The following is a 20,207-nucleotide window of genomic DNA, read 5'->3' on the forward strand; positions in this document are numbered from 1 at the left end:
GAGGATGGCCCCGTTGTTGCGAGAAGCCATTAATCGGAAAAAACAGCATCTGAGGACAAAGCTGATCCGCTCAGGGTTTTACCAAAACCATGTTCAGGAACTGTCCGGATACACGCTGAGCGAGCTTGAAAAGGAATATGAAGCGGTCAAACGATTGAAGAAAGCTGAGCTTCACTGAAAAGAGTTTGAAAGTCTGCCTTGGGGCGGGCTTTTTTTTCTTTTGAAAATGATCAAAAGAGGGTAAACTATCCTTAATTGAAAGATTGGCTTTTCAAATTATCAGAGGAGGGGGAATCAATGATGCAGACGATTTTATCCAACAGTATAGGTATGGTTCTCATTATTCTCATCATTAATATTATATATGTCTCTTTCTTTACGATCAGGATGATCCTTACATTAAAGGGGCAGCGCTATTTCGCAGCAGGCATCAGTACGGTTGAAATCCTTGTGTATGTGACCGGCTTGAGTCTCGTGCTCGGCAATCTGAATCAGATTCAAAACGTCATTGCCTACGCGCTCGGCTACGGCCTCGGCGTCATAGTGGGAATGAAAATTGAAGAAAAACTGGCGCTCGGCTACATAACAGTCAACGTCATTACGAAAGAGCTTGATCTGGACCTGCCGAAACAGCTTCGGGAAAAAGGATACGGAGTCACAAGCTGGGTCGCGGGCGGCCTTGAAGGGGACCGGACCGCCATGCAGATTCTGACGCCGCGCAAATATGAGCTTCAGCTGTATGATACGATTAAAACGCTCGATGAAAAAGCGTTTATCATCGCTTTTGAGCCGAAAGCGATCCACGGCGGATTCTGGGTGAAAGCAGTGAAGAAGAGGAGAATTAAGGAATGACAAAGCCAAAAAAGAAACGGTTTGAAGTAACGGAACATGAAACGATCGACACCATTCTCACTTTAATGAAGGAAGAGGGCTATATGCCCGTCCGGCGGATGGAAGAGCCGATCTTTACAGAAAAGAAAGAAAATGGGTCAATTCAAGTTGTTCCTTGCGGGAAAAAAATCGTATTTGAAGGGAAATTGATCTAAACACGAACATTAAAAGAAAGAATTTTTATATCGTTCGATAATGTCGTTGACATTATCCAAGTCCGTTGTTAAGATAAACATGAAATCAAAACACGACCTCATATAATCTTGGGAATATGGCCCATAAGTTTCTACCCGGCTGCCGTAAACGGCCGGACTATGCAGGAAAGTGATAAACAGCTGACATGGATATCGCAGAAGCGAACGACTGACGATACGCGCGCCATGCCCGGTTTGTATTGCTTCCTCATAGTTGCAATATAAGCCGGGCTTTTTTTTCTGAAAAACAAAGCATGAGAAGGTGGGAACAGAATGCAGCCGCTAGCAGGAATCATCATGGGAAGCACCTCCGATTGGGAGACAATGAAACATGCATGCGACATACTTGACGAACTTCACATTCCTTATGAAAAACAGGTGGTATCCGCGCATCGGACGCCTGATTTGATGTTTGAATATGCAGAAAGCGCAAGAGACAGAGGCTTAAAAGTCATTATTGCCGGAGCCGGGGGAGCGGCGCATCTGCCGGGAATGACGGCGGCCAAAACGACGCTGCCGGTGATCGGCGTACCGGTTCAGACGAAATCGCTTAACGGGCTTGATTCTCTTCTGTCTATCGTACAGATGCCCGGCGGCGTGCCGGTCGCGACGACGGCGATCGGGAAAGCGGGCGCGGTGAACGCGGGTCTGTTAGCCGCGCAAATTTTGTCGGCATTTGACGGTGATATTGCGGATAAACTAGAGGCGAGAAGAAATGCGACAAAACAAACGGTGCTGGAAAGCAGTGATCAGCTTGTCTGATAAAAAAACGATTTTTCCCGGCGCCGTCATCGGCATTATCGGAGGCGGACAGCTCGGAAAAATGATGGCTGTCGCCGCAAAACAGATGGGCTATAAAGTCGCAGTCGTCGATCCCGTTAAAGACTCGCCATGCGGACAGATCGCCGATATTGAGATTACCGCCCAGTATAATGACCGTGAAGCGATTCAAAAATTGGCCGGAGTCAGCGACATCATTACGTACGAATTTGAAAATATCGATTACGAGGCGCTCAATTGGCTCAAAGAACATGCATACCTTCCTCAAGGAAGCGAGCTGCTGCTTATCACCCAAAACAGGGAAACGGAAAAAAAGGCGATCCAGTCAGCCGGATGTCAGGTCGCTCCTTATCGGATCGTAAACAGCAGACGGGAGCTTGAGGAAGCCGTTCAGTCATTGGGGCTTCCGGCGGTGCTGAAAACATGCCGCGGCGGATATGACGGCAAAGGCCAATTTGTCATTAAGAAAGAAGGACAGACAGATGAAGCGGCCGCGCTGCTGGAAAACGGCACGTGCATACTGGAAAGCTGGGTGTCATTCCGGATGGAGCTTTCCGTTATCGTGACAAGATCGGTGCACGGAGAGATTTCAACCTTTCCGGCTGCTGAAAATATCCACAAAAATAATATTCTGTTCCAAAGCATCGTGCCCGCGAGAGCGGAGGAAACGGTTCAAAAGCGGGCAGAGGCGCTTGCCGTTCAGCTCGCGGAGAAATTGGAGCTTGTCGGGCCGCTTGCGGTGGAAATGTTCGTCACAGAAGACGGAGACCTTTTGATCAATGAGCTGGCGCCGCGTCCTCACAATTCGGGGCATTATACGCTCGACCTTTGTGAAACGAGCCAGTTCGAACAGCACATCAGAGCGGTCTGCGGACTTCCTCTCGGCCGAACCGATCTGCTTAAACCGGGAATGATGGTGAATCTTCTCGGTGATGAAGTGAAGCTGGCGGAGGAGCATACGGAGCTTTTAAGAGAAGCCAAACTGTATTTGTACGGAAAACATGAAATTAAAAAAGGCCGCAAAATGGGGCATATAACGTTTTTGCGGGAGCCTGATGAAAAATGGATTCAGGACATCACGAACATATGGATGAAAAGAGACGGAGGACGAGCATAATGATCGAACGTTATTCAAGACCTGAAATGTCCGCGATCTGGACGGACGAAAACAGATACCAGGCATGGCTGGAAGTCGAGATTTTAGCCTGTGAAGCCTGGGCTGAGCTTGGCGTCATTCCGAAAGAAGATGTTAAAGTCATGCGCGAAAACGCGTCTTTCGACATTAACCGCATTTTGGAAATCGAGCAGGATACGCGCCATGACGTCGTGGCATTCACCCGCGCGGTTTCAGAATCATTAGGCGAAGAAAGAAAATGGGTTCACTACGGCCTGACGTCAACAGATGTCGTGGATACCGCTCTTTCCTATCTATTAAAACAGGCGAATGAGATTTTGCTCAAGGACATTGAGAGATTTGTTGACATTATAAAAGAAAAAGCGAAAGAACATAAATACACGGTCATGATGGGGCGCACGCACGGCGTACACGCGGAACCGACGACATTCGGCCTGAAGCTCGCGCTTTGGCACGAAGAAATGAAACGCAACCTTGAACGTTTCAAGCAGGCAAAAGAAGGAATCGAAGTCGGTAAGCTTTCCGGCGCGGTCGGCACGTATGCAAATATTGATCCGTTCGTAGAGCAGTATGTCTGTGAAAAACTCGGCCTGAAAGCGGCGCCGATTTCCACTCAGACATTGCAGCGGGACCGTCATGCGGATTATATGGCGGCACTGGCTTTGATCGCGACGAGCATTGAGAAATTCGCTGTGGAAATCCGCGGCCTGCAAAAGAGTGAAACACGTGAAGTGGAAGAGTTTTTTGCAAAAGGACAAAAAGGTTCATCGGCTATGCCGCATAAACGGAATCCGATCGGGTCGGAAAATATGACGGGCATGGCGCGTGTGATCCGCGGGTACATGCTGACGGCATACGAAAATGTTCCGTTATGGCATGAGCGTGATATTTCTCATTCATCGGCTGAACGCATCATTCTTCCTGACGCGACAATCGCGCTGAATTACATGCTGAACCGTTTCAGCAATATCGTCAAAAACTTAACGGTATTCCCGGAAAATATGAAACGCAACATGGATCGCACACTCGGTTTAATCTATTCTCAGCGCGTGCTGCTCGCTTTAATCGACACGGGTCTGCCTCGTGAAGAAGCATATGACACGGTTCAGCCGAAAGCGATGGAAGCGTGGGAAAAACAAGTGCCGTTCCGCCAGCTTGTCGAAGCGGAGGAAAAAATCACCTCCCGTCTTACACCGGAACAGATTGCCGATTGCTTTGACTACAATTATCATCTGAAAAACGTCGACTTGATCTTTGAGCGTTTAGGTTTATAGAAGAAGCCAGCCGGAGGCGGCTTCTTCAGCCGCCATAGATTGAATATTCCCAAGATTCGGGTTAGGAGGCCTTCCGTGAATATTAAGAACAATAATCTTCTTTATGAAGGAAAAGCGAAACGAATTTATCAAACAGAAGACGAACAGATTCTCCGCGTGGTCTACAAGGATTCCGCAACAGCCTTTAACGGTGAGAAGAAAGCGGAGATCAGCGGAAAGGGCCGTCTGAACAATGAAATTTCAAGCCTGATTTTCAAACATCTGCATGCTAAAGGAATTGACAATCACTTTGTAGAGCGCCTTTCAGAATCAGAGCAGCTTATCAAAAAGGTAAGCATCATTCCGATTGAAGTCGTGGTCAGAAACTTTGCCGCCGGAAGCATGTCGAAACGCCTCGGCATCCCTGAAGGAACTGAGCTTCCGCAGCCGATTATCGAATTTTACTATAAAGACGACGCACTCGGTGATCCGCTCATTACCGAAGATCATATCTGGCTCTTAAAAGCGGCGGTTCCTGAGCATGTCGAAACGATCAAATCAATTACAAATCAAGTGAATCCAGAACTTCAGCATATTTTTGAAGACTGCGGTGTCAGATTAATAGATTTTAAGCTGGAATTCGGCTTAGACGCAGAGGGACGGGTGCTTTTAGCAGATGAAATCTCTCCTGACACGTGCCGTCTGTGGGATAAAGACACGAACGAAAAGCTTGATAAAGATTTGTTCAGACAGAACCTGGGAAGCTTAACCGACGGATATGAAGAGATTTTCAAAAGACTGGGAGGCATTTCATAATGTATAAAGTGAAAGTTTATGTCAGCTTAAAAGAAAGTGTGCTCGATCCTCAAGGAAGCGCGGTGCAGCATGCATTGCACAGCATGACCTACAATGAAGTGCAGGATGTGCGAATCGGAAAATACATGGAGCTGAAGATCGAAAAATCTGACCGTGATCTTGACGCGCTCGTGAAAGAAATGTGTGAGAAGCTCCTAGCCAATACAGTCATTGAAGACTACCGATATGAAGTTGAGGAGGTTGTCGCACAGTGAAATTTGCGGTGATTGTGTTACCCGGCTCCAACTGTGATATTGATATGTTCCACGCCGTGAAGGACGAACTCGGCGAAGAAGTCGAGTATGTCTGGCACGAGGAAACAAGCCTTGACGGATTTGACGGCGTGCTCATCCCCGGCGGCTTCTCTTACGGCGATTACCTGAGATGCGGCGCCATCGCCAGATTCGCAAACATCATGCCGGCGGTGAAAAAAGCGGCTGCTGAAGGCAAACCGGTTCTCGGCGTCTGCAACGGATTCCAGATTTTGCAGGAGCTCGGACTTCTGCCCGGCGCCATGAGACGCAACAAAGATTTAAAATTCATCTGCCGCCCGGTTGAATTAATCGTGCAGAACGGCGAAACAATGTTCACATCTTCTTATAAAGAGGGACAATCGATTACGATCCCGGTTGCCCATGGCGAAGGCAATTTCTACTGTGATGACGAAACGCTTGAAAGATTAAAAGAAAACAATCAAATCGCCTTCACATACGGCAGCGATATTAACGGAAGCGTAAGCGGCATTGCCGGCGTCGTGAATGAGAAAGGCAACGTATTAGGCATGATGCCTCACCCGGAGCGTGCGGTCGATGAACTGCTCGGCAGCGCAGACGGTCTTGCATTGTTCCAGTCTATTGTGAAAAATTGGAGGGAAACTCATGTCGCTACTGCTTGAACCAAGTAAAGAACAAATAAAAGAAGAGAAACTCTATCAGCAAATGGGTGTCAGTGATGACGAGTTCGCACTCATTGAATCGATTATCGGAAGATTGCCGAACTATACGGAAATCGGGATTTTTTCCGTGATGTGGTCAGAGCACTGCAGCTATAAAAACTCAAAACCGGTTTTACGCAAATTCCCGACTAGCGGCGAACGCGTGCTGCAGGGTCCCGGAGAAGGCGCGGGAATCGTTGACATCGGTGACAATCAGGCGGTCGTGTTCAAAATTGAATCGCATAACCACCCGTCAGCGCTTGAGCCATACCAAGGTGCTGCGACGGGAGTGGGCGGCATCATCCGTGACGTTTTCTCAATGGGCGCCCGTCCGATAGCTGTATTAAACTCTCTTCGATTTGGTGAACTCACTTCACCTCGAGTGAAGTACTTGTTTGAAGAAGTAGTGGCGGGAATCGCGGGATACGGAAACTGTATCGGCATTCCGACCGTCGGCGGAGAAGTGCAGTTTGACGCAAGCTATGAGGGCAACCCGCTTGTCAATGCAATGTGCGTCGGCTTAATCGATCATAAGGATATTAAAAAAGGCCAGGCGAAAGGTGTCGGCAACACGGTCATGTACGTCGGCGCTAAGACGGGGCGCGACGGCATTCATGGCGCTACTTTCGCATCAGAAGAAATGTCAGATTCGTCTGAGGAAAAACGATCCGCGGTGCAGGTCGGCGATCCTTTCATGGAAAAACTTCTCTTGGAAGCCTGCCTTGAAGTCATTCAGTGCGACGCGTTAGTCGGCATTCAAGATATGGGGGCGGCCGGCCTGACAAGTTCAAGTGCGGAAATGGCAAGCAAAGCCGGCTCCGGCATTGAAATGAACCTTGATCTCATTCCGCAGCGGGAAACGGGTATGACCGCTTACGAAATGATGCTTTCCGAGTCTCAGGAACGCATGCTTCTCGTCATTGAACGCGGACGTGAACAGGAAATTGTCGATATTTTTAATAAATATGATCTTGAAGCGGTTTCCGTGGGTCATGTCACGGATGATAAAATGCTCCGCCTCCGCCATAACGGAGAGGTTGTATGCGAACTTCCGGTCGACGCGTTGGCGGAAGAAGCACCTGTATACCACAAGCCGTCAGCGGAACCCGCGTACTACCGCGAGTTTCAGAAAACGGAAGTTCCCGCGCCTGAAGTGAAAGATGCGACAGAGACGCTTTTTGCCCTGCTGCAGCAGCCGACAATCGCCAGCAAAGAGTGGGTGTACGATCAATATGACTACATGGTGCGTACAAACACGGTGGTCGCTCCGGGATCTGATGCGGGAGTGCTCAGAATCCGCGGCACAAAAAAAGCGCTGGCGATGACGACGGATTGCAACGCCCGCTATTTATATCTTGATCCGGAAGAAGGCGGAAAAATCGCCGTTGCCGAAGCGGCGCGCAACATCATTTGCTCAGGTGCCGAACCGCTTGCGGTCACAGACAACCTTAACTTCGGAAATCCGGAGAAACCGGAAATCTTCTGGCAGATCGAAAAAGCGGCCGACGGGATTAGCGAGGCGTGCAACGTGCTCAGCACTCCGGTCATCGGCGGTAACGTATCACTTTATAATGAATCGAACGGAACGGCTATCTATCCGACGCCTGTTATCGGCATGGTCGGCTTAATTGAAGATACGGCTCATATTACGACACAGCATGTCAAAGCGGCCGGAGACTTGATTTACGTCATCGGTGAAACGAAGCCTGAGTATGCAGGCAGTGAACTTCAGAAAATGACTGAAGGAAAAATCTATGGCCGAGCGCCTGAAATTGATCTTGACGTTGAAAAAGCCCGCCAAACATCACTTCTTAACGCCATTAAACAAGGTCTGATCCAATCCGCGCATGACGTGTCAGAAGGCGGCTTGGGCGTGGCGATAGCAGAAATCGTCATGACGACGGAACACCTTGGCGCGAACGTGACTGTAGAAGGGGAAGCGGCGTTATTATTCTCTGAGTCTCAATCCCGCTTTGTCGTTTCCGTGAAGAAAGAAAACAAGGCGGCGTTTGAAGCGGCTGCGGCAGATGCCGTTCATATCGGTGAAGTGACAGGAGACGGACAGCTGACGATCCGAAGCCAAGAAGGACAACAATTGGTTCACGCGCAAACGAAAGAACTTGAGCGCGCGTGGAAAGGAGCTATTCCATGCTTGCTGAAATCAAAGGCCTGAATGAAGAATGCGGTGTGTTTGGCATCTGGGGTCACGAAGAGGCTCCGCAGATTACGTATTACGGCCTGCACAGTCTGCAGCACAGAGGACAGGAAGGCGCCGGCATCGTGGCGACCGACGGCGAAAAACTGACGGCGCATAAAGGGCAGGGGCTTATTACCGAGGTTTTTCAAAACGGCGAACTGAGCAAAGTGAAGGGAAAAGGCGCGATCGGCCACGTCCGCTATGCGACGGCCGGCGGAGGCGGATATGAAAATGTCCAGCCGCTCCTGTTCCATTCGCAAAACAACGGCAGCCTCGCGCTCGCCCATAACGGCAACTTGGTCAACGCTACACAATTGAAGCAGCAGCTTGAAAACCAAGGGAGCATCTTTCAGACTTCCTCCGATACGGAAGTGCTGGCTCATCTGATTAAGCGCAGCGGCCACTTTTCGCTGAAGGATCAGATCAAAAATTCGCTGTCCATGCTGAAAGGCGCTTACGCCTTTTTAATCATGACAGAAACAGAGATGATTGCAGCGCTTGATCCGAACGGACTCAGACCGCTCTCGCTCGGCATGCTCGGCGACGCTTACGTCGTGGCATCAGAAACATGCGCATTCGATGTGGTCGGCGCGACATACCTCCGCGAGGTAGAGCCGGGCGAAATGCTGATCATCAATGATGAAGGCATGAAATCAGAGCGTTTCTCCATGAATATCAATCGTTCCATCTGCAGCATGGAGTACATTTATTTCTCAAGACCTGACAGCAATATCGACGGCATTAACGTGCACAGCGCCCGGAAAAACCTCGGGAAAATGCTTGCTCAGGAGTCCGCGGTTGAAGCGGATGTCGTTACAGGCGTGCCTGATTCCAGTATTTCTGCTGCCATCGGCTATGCCGAGGCAACGGGCATTCCGTACGAACTCGGTCTCATTAAAAACCGTTATGTCGGCAGAACGTTTATCCAGCCGTCACAGGCTCTCCGTGAGCAAGGTGTGAGAATGAAGCTGTCGGCCGTACGCGGTGTTGTTGAAGGAAAACGGGTCGTCATGGTTGATGATTCTATCGTGCGCGGAACGACAAGCCGCCGGATTGTTACAATGCTCAGAGAAGCGGGAGCGACAGAGGTGCACGTCAAGATCAGTTCACCGCCGATCGCCCATCCGTGCTTCTACGGCATTGACACATCAACCCATGAGGAGCTGATCGCTTCCTCCCATTCCGTGGAAGAAATCCGCCAGATCATCGGTGCCGACACGCTGTCTTTCTTAAGTGTAGACGGATTGTTAAAAGGAGTCGGCCGAAAATTTGAAGACACCAATTGCGGACAATGCCTCGCTTGTTTTACAGGCAAATATCCGACGGAAATTTATCAGGATACAGTGCTTCCTCACGTAAAAGAAGCGGTGCTGACAAAATAAAGTTTGAAAATGATATAAAGGCAGCGCAAGTTCAGGCTGCCTTTCTCTTTCTGCCTTTAAGGAGAAACGAATTAACAAGGAGTGATAGGGATGTCTGATGCTTATAAAAATGCCGGAGTCGACATCGAAGCCGGATATGAAGCCGTCAAACGAATGAAAAAACATGTGGAGCGCACGAAAAGGCTCGGCGTTATGGGAAGCTTGGGCGGTTTTGGCGGAATGTTTGATCTGTCAGAGCTCCCGTATCAAAAGCCTGTTTTAATTTCAGGAACAGACGGTGTCGGCACCAAGCTGAAACTCGCATTTTCAATGGATAAGCATGACACGATCGGCGTCGATGCGGTCGCGATGTGTGTAAACGATGTGCTCGCCCAAGGAGCGGAGCCGTTGTTTTTCCTTGATTATTTGGCAGTCGGCAAGGCCGATCCGGTGAAAATTGAGCAGATCGTTCAAGGTGTGGCAGACGGCTGCGAGCAGTCAGGATCAGCGCTTATCGGCGGTGAGACGGCGGAAATGCCGGGACTGTATACAGCTGATGAATACGATATTGCCGGATTTTCAGTCGGTGTCGCGGAAAAAGACGAAATCGTCACCGGAGAACATATCGAAGAAGGGCATCTCTTAATCGGACTTACTTCAAGCGGCCTTCACAGCAACGGGTTTTCCCTTGTGAGAAAAGTGCTTCTTGATGATGGCGGACTTGATTTGGATACTGTCTATGAACCGTTTGCGCGGCCTCTCGGAGAAGAATTGCTGGAACCGACGAGAATATATGTGAAACCGGTGCTTGAGGCAGTGAAAAGCGGTAAGGTGGACGGCATGGCGCATGTGACAGGCGGAGGATTCATCGAGAACATCCCGCGGATGCTGCCGGACGGATTGAGCGCGGAAATTGATCACGGATCATGGCCGATCCCGCCGATTTTTCCGTTTTTACAGGAGCACGGCAAGCTGAAAGAAGAAGACATGTTCAATGTCTTTAACATGGGCATCGGTTTTGTCCTTGCCGTTAAAGAAGAGGACCTGACAGACGTTATCGAAACGCTTGAAGCCCAAGGCGAAAAGGCTTATTTAATCGGACGGGTCAAACGCGGCGAAGGCATTTCTTTCGGCGGTGCGGCTCTTTCATGAAGAAATTTGCGGTATTTGCTTCAGGAAACGGATCGAACTTTGAGGCCATTGCCAAACGTATGAGAGAAGAGAAGTGGGACGCGGAGCTCTCCCTTCTCGTGACGGATAAGCCCCAGGCAAAGGCTGCGGAAAGGGCGGAGGCTTTACATATCCCGTCCTTCGCCTTTGAGCCGTCAGCTTTTGCAAACAAGGCCGCCTTTGAACAGGCCATTCTTGAACAGCTTCGTCTGCACGGAGCGGAACTAATCGTTCTCGCCGGCTATATGAGACTGATCGGAAATACGCTCCTTGAAGCTTACGGAGGCCGCATTGTTAATATACATCCTTCGCTTCTTCCGGCATTTCCGGGAATCGACGCTGTCGGACAGGCGTATCGGGCCGGTGTGAAAGTGGCCGGCATTACCGTTCATTACGTCGACGAAGGCATGGACACCGGACCGATTATCGCGCAAAAAGCATTCGAGATACAGGAAAACGATACGCTTGAAGATATAGAACGTACGATACACGAGCTTGAGCACAAATGGTATCCGAGCGTTGTGAAACAGCTGCTGGGACTAAATAACAGAGGTGAAAAGGCATGACAATCAAACGCGCACTAATCAGTGTTTCTGATAAAACAAATCTCGTACCTTTCGTAAAGGAACTGACAGAGCTCGGCGTCGAAGTCATTTCGACCGGAGGAACAAAAAAACTTCTCCAGGAAAACGGTGTGGATGTCATCGGCATTTCGGAAGTGACCGGATTTCCTGAAATCATGGACGGACGGTTAAAAACGCTCCATCCTAATATTCACGGCGGACTGCTTGCCGTAAGAGACAATGAAGAGCATATGGCGCAGATCAATGAGCACGGCATTGCCCCCATTGATCTTGTGGTCGTCAACCTTTATCCGTTTAAAGAAACGATTTCAAAAGAAGACGTAACATATGATGAAGCGATAGAAAACATTGATATCGGAGGCCCCGGTATGCTGCGCGCCGCATCGAAAAACCATCAGGATGTGACGGTCATCACAGATCCGGCCGATTACAGCTCAGTGCTCAATGAGATCAAAGAACACGGCGGTGTTTCGCTTAAAAGAAAACGCGAGCTTGCGGCCAAAGTATTCCGCCACACCGCGGCATACGACGCATTAATCGCTGATTACTTAACACGCGAGGCCGGTGAGAAAGACCCTGAGCAATTCACCGTTACATTTGAAAAAAAACAATCGCTCCGCTACGGCGAAAACCCTCACCAAGAGGCTGTTTTCTATCAAAGCGCACTGCCTGTTTCCGGTTCCATCGCGGCGGCAAAACAGCTTCACGGCAAAGAGCTTTCTTACAATAATATTAAGGACGCGGATGCGGCCGTTCAAATCGTCCGGGAGTTTGCAGAACCCGCGGCTGTTGCCGTTAAACATATGAACCCGTGCGGAGTCGGTACGGGAGCTTCAATTGAGGAAGCATTCAATAAAGCGTATGAAGCTGATAAAACGTCCATCTTCGGCGGCATCATCGCGCTGAACCGTGAAGTTGATCAGGCAACGGCTGAAGCTCTTCACGGCATCTTTTTAGAAATCATTATCGCCCCTTCTTTCAGCAAAGAAGCGCTGGACGTGCTGACGGCGAAGAAAAATCTTCGTCTGCTCACGCTTGATGTGACCGCATCAGGAAAGAAAGAAAAACAGCTGACTTCCGTACAGGGCGGCCTTTTGATTCAAGATTTAGACGTGCACGGATTTGATGACGCCGACATCAGCATTCCGACAAAAAGAGAGCCGAACGAGCAGGAGTGGGAAGATCTGAAGCTCGCCTGGAAAGTCGTTAAACACGTGAAATCCAACGCAATCGTTCTTGCAAAAGACCATATGACGGTCGGTGTGGGCGCAGGACAGATGAATCGCGTCGGTTCAGCCAAAATCGCCATTGAGCAGGCTGGAGAAAAAGCAAAAGGCAGCGCGCTCGGATCAGACGCGTTTTTCCCGATGCCGGATACAGTCGAAGAAGCCGCAAAAGCGGGCGTCACGGCAATTATCCAGCCGGGCGGATCGGTCCGCGACGAAGAGTCAATTAAAAAAGCGGATGAATACGGCATCGCCATGGTATTCACCGGCATCAGACATTTCAAACATTAAGGGGAGGAACGAAGCGTGAATGTATTGATTATCGGTAAAGGCGGCAGAGAGCACACACTGGCTTGGAAAGCGGCGCAAAGCCCGCTTGTTGACACGGTGTACGCCGCGCCCGGAAATGACGGTATGGCGGATTGCGCGACGCTGGTCAGCATCGAAGAAAGCGATCATGCCGCACTCATCGCCTTTGCGAAAGAACATCATGTCGGCCTGACGATTATCGGCCCCGAAGTTCCTCTGATCGAAGGGATAGCGGATGAGTTTGAAAAAGCCGGACTGCTTGTTTTCGGACCGTCCGAAAAAGCGGCAATCATTGAGGGAAGCAAACAGTTTGCCAAGGATTTAATGAAAAAATACGGCATTCCGACGGCGGAGTATGAGACATTTACTTCATTTGAAGAGGCGAAAGCTTATGTGCGGCAAAAAGGCGCGCCGATTGTCATTAAAGCCGACGGGCTTGCGGCCGGAAAAGGTGTAACGGTCGCGATGACGGAAGAAGAAGCGATCGAATGCCTGCACGATTTTCTTGAGGATGAGAAATTCGGGGAGGCGAGCGCATCTGTTGTCATTGAAGAGTTCCTCGCCGGCGAAGAATTTTCCTTAATGGCGTTTGTGAAGGGGGAGACCGTCTATCCGATGGTGATCGCCCAAGATCATAAGCGCGCCTTCGACGGAGACAAAGGGCCGAACACGGGCGGAATGGGCGCCTATTCACCGGTGCCGCACATTTCCGATGATATCGTCAAAAGCGCCGTCGAAACGATTGTGAAGCCGGCGGCAAAAGCAATGGTGAAGGAGGGACGCTCCTTCACGGGCGTGCTGTACGCGGGGCTGATTCTGACGGAAAACGGATCAAAAGTCATTGAATTCAACGCGCGCTTCGGAGATCCGGAAACACAGGTCGTCGTGCCGAGAATGGAATCAGACCTTATTCAGGTGCTTTTGGATCTGCTGCATGAGAAAGATGTTGACCTAAGATGGAAGGATACGGCCGCCGTCAGCGTTGTGCTGGCTTCTGAGGGCTATCCTGAAAGCTATGCGAAAGGCACACCGATCGGCAGTTTGACGGCCGCTGAAGACGGGATCGCCGTTTTTCATGCCGGAACGAAAAAAGCCGGCGGCCAATTTGTCACAAACGGCGGCCGGGTCGCCAATGTCACCGCATTTGCTGAAACATTTGAAGCGGCGAGGGATAAAGTGTACAGCGCCGTTTCAGGGCTGACAAAACCCGGACTGTTTTACAGAAGCGACATCGGCGCCCGTGCGCTGAAAGCTTCGCAGCGATAAAGAAGAAAACCCGCGTCATGTAAGACGCGGGTTTTCTTCTGAAAGGACGACTAAGGTTGTCGATTTGCCGTGAGAGATGATTCTTCTCGGAATAACAAGCCGTTGCGGCTTGTTATTTTTCTTGCTGATGGCTGTCATCCTGATTCATTCCGGCCTGGAACATATATGTCACCGGACAGAAGCGGAGGATGCCGGACGCCGCTTTCATCGCGCCCATCATCATACAGAAGAGATGCATCTTGCACCAAGGTTTCCTTGTATATTTCGCTGACGCAGCAGACAAAATGGTGAGGCCGCAAGTGATGCGCATAACGGCGTTCAATAAACTGATATTCGGTTTCATCATTTCAGCTCCCTTAGAAAAAGTTTTTTCATTCATCTTCAATAATTTGTAACGTTTCAGCCGTGCGATAATTGTGCGGATGTGATACGATGGGTCTAATATAAGCGAAGGAGAGTATGTGAATGTCCGAACGTACCTTTAACTGGAAAAATAAAGACATCAGATCACAGGCGGATGTTGTAGACTCAAAGCTGCTTCCAACGCTGCTTTTACGGAACGCTCTCGTTTTAAATCCTTTTTTAAAACAATGGCTGAATAAGAATATCTGGATTTACGGAGACCGAATTGTATATGTTGGTGATGAGCTTCCTGATGCAGCAGAGCACATTCATACCATAAATTGTGAAGGAAAATACATTGTGCCAGGTTACATTGAACCGCATACACATCCTTTTCAAATATATAATCCCCAAACGCTCGCCGAATATGTGTCTCAATTCGGAACAACGACGTTTGTTAATGATAACTTGTTTTTTCTTTTGAACAGCGGTAAAAAGAAAGCGCTTACTATATTAGAGGAACTGAAAAAACAGCCGGTGCAATATTTCTGGTGGTCCAGATACGACCTGCAGACAGAAGTGCTGAATGAGGATCAGCTGCTTTCTTATGATGTCCGTAAACAATGGATTGAGCACCCGGATGTCATTCAAGGCGGAGAATTGACCGGGTGGCCGCGCCTGATGGATGGCGATGACTTAATGCTTCATTGCATGCAGGCGACGAAAAAACTGCGCAAGCGGATTGAAGGGCATTTTCCCGGCGCTTCTGAGAAAACACTGACGAAGATGAAATTATTCGGAGCTGATTCCGACCACGAGGCCATGAATGGTGACGAGGTGATGAGACGGCTTGAATTGGGCTACTATGTTTCACTCAGACATTCATCCATCCGCCCTGATTTGAGAACGATATTGCAGGATCTCCATCAAAAAGGCTTCCGGCATTATGATCATTTCTTTTACACGACGGATGGGGCGGCGCCGCATTTTTATAAAGGCGGCATGACGAATGAATTGATCAAAATCGCTTTGGAGGAAGGGGTTCCGGCGATTGACGCCTACAATATGGCGTCTTTTAATATCGCGAAGTATTATCAGATGGATGACTTTCTCGGTGTGGTCGGTCCGGGCCGGCTTGCCTCATTGAACATTCTCGACGACCCGATGAATCCGGACCCGGTCACGGTGATCTCCAAAGGCATCCTGCTGAAAGAAGACGGCCGAAATATGAAGGCGTTTACAAAAACGGATTGGAAAAGAGGCGGTCTTGTCCCTCTTGAGCTTTCATATGATATGACGATGGATGATTTACAGTTTTCAATGCCGATGGGTGTGAAAATGCGCAACGCGGTCATTATGGAGCCGTATATGATTGCGATTGATAATTCTGTTGACCAGCTTTCTTTTGATCATGATGAAAGTTACCTCACGCTTCTCGATAAGCATGGAAAATGGCGGGTCAATACAATGCTGAAAGGTTTTGCCGAGCGGGTGCAGGGCTTTGTCAGTTCTTACACGACAACCGGAGATATTATCGCTGCGGGAAAAAATAAGGAAGATATCCTGCTTGCTTTCTCACGGATGAAAGAAATCGGCGGCGGAATCGTGCTTGCCGAAAACGGGAAGATTCTTCATGAAATTCCCCTTGCCTTGAACGGTTCTGCATCTGCGGAGAGTTTTGAAGACGTGCTTGAAAAAGAGCAAAAGCTGAGGACTTTGCTTGAGGAGCGGGGCTACCGATTCTGCGATCCGATCTATACGCTGCTCTTTTTGCAGAGCACACATCTGCCTTATATTCGCATTACGCCGAGAGGAATATTCGACGTGATGAAAAAAACTGTACTCTTTCCATCGATAATGCGTTAAAATATAAAAGCAGGGAGCCGACATATGAAAAGATGGAAAACCGTTTGTATGCTTTGTTTTGCGTTTTTGCTGCTTGCCGCCTGCCGGCAGAATGATGCCGATCAGGTGAAGCCGAAAGAGGCGGAAGCTCCTTTAACGGGGTTAAAAACTGAGCGGAAGCTTGCAGAACGCCGTCCGATTGCAGTTATAGTGAACAATCATCCGAAGGCGAGGCCCCAATCCGGGCTGTCAAAGGCGGATGTTGTCATTGAAGCGCTCGCGGAAGGCAGGATTACGCGGTTTCTCGCGATTTTTCAGAGTGAGATGCCGGAAACGGTCGGGCCTGTGCGGAGCGCGAGGGAATACTTTGTCACCCTCAGCAGCGGGTTTAACAGCATATTTATCCATCATGGCTGGAGTCCCGGCGCTAAAAAGCAGCTGGAGTCCGGTGCTTACGATTATATAAACGGTTTGGATTTTGACGGAAGCCTGTTTTGGCGGGCCGATTTCAGCAAGCCGCCCCACAATTCCTACACGTCTTATGACAATATCAGAAAGGCGGCGGAACAAAAAGGATACAAGCTGAACGGAAAAACAAAACCGCTTCCATTTCAGACATCAGATGCAAATCCCGGAAACGAAACCTACAATATTCGGATAGATTATGGAACACAAAACGTTACAAATCTTGTCGAATACGATTATGATAAAAAAGCTGATACTTATACAAGAAGCTCTGATGGTGTGAAAGCGACAGACCGGGAGACCGGAAAGCCTTTAGCCATGCGCAACATTTTTATTGTTGAAGCCGGCCATCGCATGACAGACAAAGATGGAAGGCGGGCCATCGATATTCAATCAGGAGGGAAAGGCCTCCTGCTTCAGCACGGCGATGTTATTGAGTCAGACTGGGAATACAAAGACGGCCGTATTCTGCCCGTTAAAGGCGGTGAGATTCTTCCGTTTGTGCCGGGAAAGACATGGATTAATATCGTTCCTGATCTCGATGCAGCTTCCATTAGTAAAGGAGAAGGTGTTTGACGATGCAAATCGATAAATTACGCGGAAAAGAACTGGACCAGTTATTTTTATCTATTTTATCGCTGAAAGATCTGGAGGAATGCTATCGTTTCTTTGACGATCTTTGTACGATTAATGAAATTCAATCGCTGGCGCAGCGTTTGGAAGTGGCAAGAATGCTCCGCGAAGGAAATACGTATCACAAAATTGAAAGCGAAACGGGTGCTTCCACAGCGACGATTTCCCGAGTGAAGCGCTGCTTAAATTACGGAAATGACGCCTATGAAATGGCGCTTGACCGTGTAAACAAAGGGGAATCTTCCTCAGCAACGTAAAAAACCGACCTGCCGGTGACGGCAGGCGGTTTTTTTATGCGTGCTGATCCATAAGGCCGGGAAGTTCTCTCAGGCTTCCGTCTTTCTCCCGGTATACGATGTGTTCAGCTGAGAAATGAATCGGCGAGCTGAGGCCCGCCGCCGCGGCAAGGTGAAACAGCCCTTCACGCAGGGAAAGCACGTAGTTGCAGACGCGGTGCTGTTTGTCTTCGATACTGAGCGCGCGCTGAAGTTTTGGATCGGTTGTCGCCACTCCGACAGGACAATGATTGGTGTGGCATACTTGAGCACGGATACAGCCGACTGAAAACATCATTCCCCGGGCAATATTGACAAAATCCGCGCCTAGCGCGAGGGCGACGGCAATCTTATCCGGAGTGAGCAGCTTTCCGGATGCGAAAATTTTCAGCTTATCCCTTATACCGTATGTCTTCAAAAGGCTGTCAACAAGGGGGAGGCCGGTCAGAATCGGCAGGCCGACGGAATCCGCCAGCTCATGGAAAGAAGCCCCGGTTCCCCCTTCACTGCCGTCAATCGTAATAAAGTCGGGATGTTTGCCTGATGAACTCATGCAGGAAATAAGATCTTCAAGGTCTTTGCGGCTGCCGGGGACAATTTTAATGCCGACCGGTTTTTCACCTACAGTCCTTAATTTCTCAATGAAATCAAGCATGTCCGGTACATTTGAAAATTCGTTGAAGCGGTTGGGACTGTCAATGGATTGTCCGGGCTGCACATTCCTGATGGCGGCAATTTCTTCGGTCACCTTTGAGCCGTCAATATGCCCGCCTCTTGCTTTCGCCCCTTGCGCAAGCTTTAATTCAAAGGCTTTAATCTGCTCGAGACGGCTTTTTTTCTTAAATTCTTCCCAGGAAAATTCTCCTTCTTCGGTGCGGACGCCGAACAGCCCCGGGCCGATTTGGCAGATAATATCCGCGCCGCCTTTCAGGTGATACTCTGACAGGCCGCCTTCGCCTGTATTCATCCATGTGCCTCCGGCTTGGTGCAGCCCTTTTGACAGGGCGGTAATTGCCCGGTCGCCAAGTGAGCCGTAGCTCATCGCTGATTGTCCGATTAATCCTTTTACATAAAACGGCTTCTTACATGTGTCACGGCCGATTACTTGCACATCGTCCGGATGCAGGTAATAAGGGTCTGCTTTCGCTTTTTCACGGTGCTCGCTGCGTTTCAGCAGATTGTCTTTGTCAATCTTGTATACCATCGTCTCGATCTTCGGCGTCTGATCTGTGCGCAGTTCCTCCCTTTGTTTCGGGAAGAGGGCGTTACGGATATAATAGCCCGGCTGATCGAAATCCCGTTCCGATCCGAAGCCCATCATTCTGCTTTTATACTTTCCCGACATGACTGTCTGTTCATATTCTCTCCGGGAAAACGGCTGTTCTTCGTTATCATTGCTGAACAAATACTGCCGCAGCTCAGGCCCGATTTTTTCAAATATATAACGCAGCTTTCCCGTTACGGGATAATTGCGCAGCACTGAATGCTCTTCCTGCTTTTCGTCTCTTATGTATATCCAAAGAAACAATGCGGCGGGAACTAAAATAATCAAAATTAATATACAAATCAGTACGATAATGGCTTGTTCCATTGAAATCAGACTCCTTGCCTTTTTTCTCTTTGACATTCCACATTTTGTCTTTTTTGAAACATAGGCGTATCCCAGCAGGCGGAGCGCAATCTTTTTTTGTGAATCAGGTGAATGACGTCTTTTTCCGTTTTTCCGGGCCAAATGAATTTGTTATAATGTTTAAATGGCAAGAAACGAATGGAGGAACGAAAACGCATGTACGATGTTAACGAGTGGAAGCACGTTTTTAAACTCGATCCGAATAAAGATTTACCGGATGAACAGCTGGAACGGCTTTGTGAATCAGGGACTGACGCCATTGTGATCGGAGGAAGCGACAATGTCACCGAGGACAATGTGCTGAGGCTGATGTCAAAGGTGCGGCGGTTTTTAGTGCCGTGCGTACTTGAGGTGTCAACGATTGATTCCATTGTGCCCGGGTTTGATCTTTATTTCATTCCGAGTGTGCTTAACAGCAAAAATGCGGACTGGATTGTCGGCATGCACCACCAGGCGATGAAAGAATACGGCGAGCTCATGTCAATGGAGGAAATCGTGACGGAGGGCTATTGCATCGTCAACCCTGATTGTAAGGCGGCCGCTTTGACGGAGGCGGATACACATATAGAAACAGAAGATATTCTCGCCTATGCGCGGGTCGCGGAGAATTTGCTTCATCTCCCGATTTTTTATCTGGAATACAGCGGGATGCTGGCGGACATAGAAACAGTGGAGAAAACGAAGGCTGTGCTGGACAAGTCCGTCCTGTTTTACGGCGGCGGCATTAAAGACGCGGAAACAGCGGAACGGTTCAGCCGTCATGCCGATGTCATCGTTGTGGGAAATGCCGTATATGAAGATTTTGATCAGGCGCTCAAAACGGTGGCGGCTGTAAAGACAAAGTAGCCAAGCGGACGAATTT

At 49.2% G+C, this 20,207-nt stretch carries 21 protein-coding genes and 1 riboswitch; of the genes, 19 read left to right on the plus strand and 2 right to left on the minus strand.

Features of this window, described 5'->3' with window-relative positions:
• Positions 1-4: 4 nt before the first annotated feature.
• The 15 genes from AC1DN5_RS17030 (at position 5) to purD (ending at position 14,155) form a co-directional block, all read left to right on the plus strand.
• Entirely contained in the window at positions 5-178 is a 174-nt protein-coding gene (locus AC1DN5_RS17030) for a Fur-regulated basic protein FbpA (RefSeq protein WP_012116994.1), read from the plus strand.
• A gap of 119 nt (positions 179-297) precedes the next feature.
• A complete protein-coding gene (locus tag AC1DN5_RS17035) occupies positions 298-852 on the plus strand; it encodes a DUF2179 domain-containing protein (protein WP_016937019.1) in 555 nt (184 codons plus the stop codon).
• Positions 849-1,046: an NETI motif-containing protein gene (locus AC1DN5_RS17040; protein ID WP_003155772.1), complete on the plus strand. Its 198-nt coding sequence runs from the start codon at positions 849-851 to the stop codon at positions 1,044-1,046. The genes AC1DN5_RS17035 and AC1DN5_RS17040 overlap by 4 nt, the downstream gene beginning before the upstream one ends.
• Before the next feature lie 78 nt (positions 1,047-1,124).
• Positions 1,125-1,226: riboswitch (purine riboswitch) on the plus strand.
• A gap of 132 nt (positions 1,227-1,358) precedes the next feature.
• A complete protein-coding gene (gene purE, locus AC1DN5_RS17045; protein ID WP_003155768.1) occupies positions 1,359-1,847 on the plus strand; it encodes a 5-(carboxyamino)imidazole ribonucleotide mutase in 489 nt (162 codons plus the stop codon).
• Positions 1,801-2,982, plus strand: a complete 1,182-nt coding sequence (gene purK, locus AC1DN5_RS17050) for a 5-(carboxyamino)imidazole ribonucleotide synthase (RefSeq protein WP_269773905.1) — start codon at positions 1,801-1,803, stop codon at positions 2,980-2,982. Before purE ends, purK begins: the two co-directional genes overlap by 47 nt.
• Positions 2,982-4,274: an adenylosuccinate lyase gene (purB, locus tag AC1DN5_RS17055; RefSeq protein WP_007408896.1), complete on the plus strand. Its 1,293-nt coding sequence runs from the start codon at positions 2,982-2,984 to the stop codon at positions 4,272-4,274. Before purK ends, purB begins: the two co-directional genes overlap by 1 nt.
• 75 nt (positions 4,275-4,349) lie before the next feature.
• Positions 4,350-5,069: a phosphoribosylaminoimidazolesuccinocarboxamide synthase gene (gene purC, locus AC1DN5_RS17060; RefSeq protein ID WP_366970102.1), complete on the plus strand. Its 720-nt coding sequence runs from the start codon at positions 4,350-4,352 to the stop codon at positions 5,067-5,069.
• A complete protein-coding gene (gene purS / locus AC1DN5_RS17065; protein WP_327816204.1) occupies positions 5,069-5,323 on the plus strand; it encodes a phosphoribosylformylglycinamidine synthase subunit PurS in 255 nt (84 codons plus the stop codon). The genes purC and purS overlap by 1 nt, the downstream gene beginning before the upstream one ends.
• Entirely contained in the window at positions 5,320-6,003 is a 684-nt protein-coding gene (purQ, locus tag AC1DN5_RS17070; protein ID WP_016937015.1) for a phosphoribosylformylglycinamidine synthase subunit PurQ, read from the plus strand. Before purS ends, purQ begins: the two co-directional genes overlap by 4 nt.
• A complete protein-coding gene (gene purL, locus AC1DN5_RS17075) occupies positions 5,987-8,215 on the plus strand; it encodes a phosphoribosylformylglycinamidine synthase subunit PurL (protein WP_264819793.1) in 2,229 nt (742 codons plus the stop codon). Before purQ ends, purL begins: the two co-directional genes overlap by 17 nt.
• Positions 8,191-9,621 carry an amidophosphoribosyltransferase gene (gene purF / locus AC1DN5_RS17080; protein ID WP_016937013.1) on the plus strand — a complete coding sequence of 477 codons (1,431 nt, stop codon included), beginning with the start codon at positions 8,191-8,193 and terminating at the stop codon, positions 9,619-9,621. The genes purL and purF overlap by 25 nt, the downstream gene beginning before the upstream one ends.
• A gap of 90 nt (positions 9,622-9,711) precedes the next feature.
• On the plus strand, positions 9,712-10,752 hold the full coding sequence (purM, locus tag AC1DN5_RS17085) for a phosphoribosylformylglycinamidine cyclo-ligase (RefSeq protein WP_047476378.1): 1,041 nt from the start codon (positions 9,712-9,714) through the stop codon (positions 10,750-10,752).
• Positions 10,749-11,336 (plus strand): phosphoribosylglycinamide formyltransferase, encoded by a 588-nt coding sequence (gene purN / locus AC1DN5_RS17090; protein ID WP_366970101.1) that lies wholly within the window; start codon positions 10,749-10,751, stop codon positions 11,334-11,336. The genes purM and purN overlap by 4 nt, the downstream gene beginning before the upstream one ends.
• Complete coding sequence (purH, locus tag AC1DN5_RS17095; RefSeq protein WP_366970100.1) at positions 11,333-12,871, plus strand: bifunctional phosphoribosylaminoimidazolecarboxamide formyltransferase/IMP cyclohydrolase; 1,539 nt, start codon at positions 11,333-11,335, stop codon at positions 12,869-12,871. The genes purN and purH overlap by 4 nt, the downstream gene beginning before the upstream one ends.
• A 15-nt stretch (positions 12,872-12,886) precedes the next feature.
• A complete protein-coding gene (purD, locus tag AC1DN5_RS17100; protein ID WP_366970099.1) occupies positions 12,887-14,155 on the plus strand; it encodes a phosphoribosylamine--glycine ligase in 1,269 nt (422 codons plus the stop codon).
• 112 nt (positions 14,156-14,267) lie between these two features.
• On the opposite strand, the gene AC1DN5_RS17105 is transcribed toward purD, so the two are convergent.
• On the minus strand, positions 14,268-14,498 hold the full coding sequence (locus AC1DN5_RS17105) for a YgaP family membrane protein (protein WP_003155749.1): 231 nt from the start codon (positions 14,496-14,498) through the stop codon (positions 14,268-14,270).
• Between the two features lie 122 nt (positions 14,499-14,620).
• Here AC1DN5_RS17105 and AC1DN5_RS17110 point away from each other — a divergent pair, with 122 nt between their 5' ends.
• Genes AC1DN5_RS17110 through AC1DN5_RS17120 form a run of 3 tightly spaced genes read left to right on the plus strand, consistent with a single transcriptional unit; the run spans position 14,621 to position 17,697 of the window.
• Positions 14,621-16,363 (plus strand): adenine deaminase, encoded by a 1,743-nt coding sequence (locus tag AC1DN5_RS17110; protein WP_264819796.1) that lies wholly within the window; start codon positions 14,621-14,623, stop codon positions 16,361-16,363.
• A gap of 24 nt (positions 16,364-16,387) precedes the next feature.
• On the plus strand, positions 16,388-17,383 hold the full coding sequence (locus AC1DN5_RS17115) for a DUF3048 domain-containing protein (RefSeq protein ID WP_016937007.1): 996 nt from the start codon (positions 16,388-16,390) through the stop codon (positions 17,381-17,383).
• A gap of 2 nt (positions 17,384-17,385) precedes the next feature.
• Complete coding sequence (locus AC1DN5_RS17120; protein WP_003155745.1) at positions 17,386-17,697, plus strand: YerC/YecD family TrpR-related protein; 312 nt, start codon at positions 17,386-17,388, stop codon at positions 17,695-17,697.
• Positions 17,698-17,731: 34 nt separating this feature from the next.
• Here the strand turns inward: AC1DN5_RS17120 and AC1DN5_RS17125 are convergent, their stop codons facing one another.
• Complete coding sequence (locus AC1DN5_RS17125; RefSeq protein WP_342007446.1) at positions 17,732-19,306, minus strand: FMN-binding glutamate synthase family protein; 1,575 nt, start codon at positions 19,304-19,306, stop codon at positions 17,732-17,734.
• A 195-nt stretch (positions 19,307-19,501) separates the two neighbouring features.
• Here AC1DN5_RS17125 and pcrB point away from each other — a divergent pair, with 195 nt between their 5' ends.
• Positions 19,502-20,191, plus strand: a complete 690-nt coding sequence (pcrB, locus tag AC1DN5_RS17130) for a heptaprenylglyceryl phosphate synthase (protein ID WP_045926641.1) — start codon at positions 19,502-19,504, stop codon at positions 20,189-20,191.
• The last annotated feature ends 16 nt before the right edge of the window (positions 20,192-20,207 follow it).

It is taken from the genome of Bacillus sp. 01N42_2 (assembly GCF_056399565.1).